3 protein-coding genes are annotated in these 2,157 nt (G+C 34.4%); all 3 read left to right on the forward strand.

The window, feature by feature from the left end; translation table 11 throughout:
* The first annotated feature begins 162 nt into the window (after window positions 1-162).
* From BTO23_RS12715 to BTO23_RS12725, 3 genes are read left to right on the forward strand one after another with little or no spacing between them, the layout of a single operon-like run.
* Window positions 163-789, forward strand: coding sequence for a DUF2931 family protein (locus BTO23_RS12715; RefSeq protein ID WP_105063705.1), 627 nt, complete (start codon window positions 163-165; stop codon window positions 787-789).
* Between the two features lie 5 nt (window positions 790-794).
* Complete coding sequence (locus BTO23_RS12720) at window positions 795-1,421, forward strand: DUF2931 family protein (RefSeq protein WP_105063706.1); 627 nt, start codon at window positions 795-797, stop codon at window positions 1,419-1,421.
* 5 nt (window positions 1,422-1,426) lie between these two features.
* On the forward strand, window positions 1,427-2,053 hold the full coding sequence (locus tag BTO23_RS12725; RefSeq protein ID WP_170066740.1) for a DUF2931 family protein: 627 nt from the start codon (window positions 1,427-1,429) through the stop codon (window positions 2,051-2,053).
* Window positions 2,054-2,157 lie beyond the last annotated feature (104 nt).

Genomic DNA, 2,157 nt, shown 5'->3' on the forward strand with positions numbered 1-2,157 from the left:
ATCAGTATTTTTGAATGGGACATGCTTTGATAATGAGCTTCAATTTAAAGTACAAGCCGCAGAAGATAAAGTAGCGGATGATTTTGTGTATCCTACGTTAAAAAAAGAATCTCAAGCTTATATTGATGAACACGGTGTCCCTGTTGGTATTTGGTAAAAACAGTGATTAACTTTAATCGATTCCTTCTTATTATTTTTTGTTTATTGATTAGTGCTTGTTCAGCTAAACCTCAAGTTAAATCTCAGCAATTAGATGAGTGGCGAGTTTCTACGATGGCACCAAAATATTATTCAGCGTATGTTGATATTATGTTGATTACAGGCGAGGAAAAGAAAGGTGGGTGGAGAGGGATGGTTACAAAATCCACTAAGTTTTCTAAACATCCAAATTCTTGGGAGGGAAGAGAAAGATACAATTCAGGTTATTCAATTCAAAGTACTGAATTGCCTGGACTAGTTTATATTCGTTGGCATTCATTAGCGAATAAAGTCACTTACAATAAAGCAATTAGGATTTCCGACGATATTAGAAATAAAATGCGTGAATACCACGATATACGCTGCGGTTATTATGATTTATTACTTCCATATAAAAATAATATTTTATTGGGTTTGGCTCCTGATGGAATGATTTCCGTATTTCTTAATGGTGGATGCTTTGATAATGAGCTTCAATTTAAAGTACAAGCCGTAGAGTATAAAGTAGCTGATGATTTTGTGTATCCTAAGTTAAAAAAAGAATCTCAAGCTTATGTCGATGAGTATGGCGTTCCCGTTGGTATTTGGTGAGAATAGTGATTAATGTTAAAGCGTATCTACTCATTACTTTTTGTTTATTAGTATCTTCTTGCTCAACTGAACCTCAAGTTAAATATCAGCAATTGGATGAATGGCGAGTCTCAACGATGGCGCCAAAATACTATTCAGCATATGTTGATATTATGTTGATTACAGGTGAGAAAAAACAAGGAGGTTGGAGAGGAATGGTTACAAAATCCACTAAGTTTTCTAAACATCCAAATTCTTGGAAGGGTAGGGAGCGGTATCATTCAGGTTATGTTATTCAAAGCTCAGAGTTACCAGGGTTAGTTTATATTCGTTGGCATTCACTGGCGAATAAAGTCACTTACGATAAAGCAATTAGGATTTCCGACGATATGCGAAATAAAATGCGTGAATATCATGATATACGTTGTGGTAAAAGTAATAAACTTAGACCGTATAAGAATAATATTTTATTAGGGGTAGCTCCTGATGGAATGATTTCCGTATTTCTTAATGGTCGATGTTTTGATAACGAGCTTCAATTCAAAGTACAAGCCGTAGAATATAAAGTAGCTGATGATTTTGTTTACCCAGAATTAAAGAAAGAATCTCAAGATTATGTTGATGAGCATGGTGTTCCCGTTGGTATTTGGTAAGTATTGTGATTAACTTTAATCGATGTTTTCTCATTATTTTTTGTTTATTGATTAGTGCTTGCTCAACTGAACATCAAGTTAAATCTCAGCAATTAGATGAATGGCGAGTTTCTACAATGGCACCAAAATATTATATCGTAAGAGTGGATACCGTTCTTATTTTTGGAGAAAAGAAAAAAATAGGTTGGAAAGGAATGGTAGGAAAGACAACGGTATCTTCATCGGCTCCTTTAGGTTGGGGGGGAGGGGAGCGTTATAATTCCGGTTACTCAATTAAAAGTATTGAGTTGCCTGGCTCTTTATATGTCCGTTGGCATTCTTTAGCAAATAAAAAAACATATCACCAAGGCATTAAAGTATCAGAAGATATTAGAAATAAAATGCGTGAATACCACGATATACGCTGCGGTTATTATGATTTATTACTTCCATATAAAAATAATATTTTATTGGGTTTGGCTCCTGATGGAATGATTTCCGTATTTCTTAATGGCGGATGCTTTGATAATGAACTTCAATTTAAAGTTCAAGCCGTAGAGTATAAAGTAGCTGATGATTTTGTGTATCCAGAGTTAAGCGAAGAAGCCCAAGCTTATGTTGATGAGTATGGCGTTCCCGTTGGTATTTGGTAAAAATAGTGATTAACTTTAATCGATTTATTATTATTTTTTGTTTATTGACTAGTGCTTGTTCAACTGAACATCAAGTGAAATCTCAACAATTAAGTGAATGGACG

This window comes from Aliivibrio sifiae, assembly GCF_002954715.1.
In the GTDB taxonomy this organism is placed as follows: domain Bacteria; phylum Pseudomonadota; class Gammaproteobacteria; order Enterobacterales; family Vibrionaceae; genus Aliivibrio; species Aliivibrio sifiae.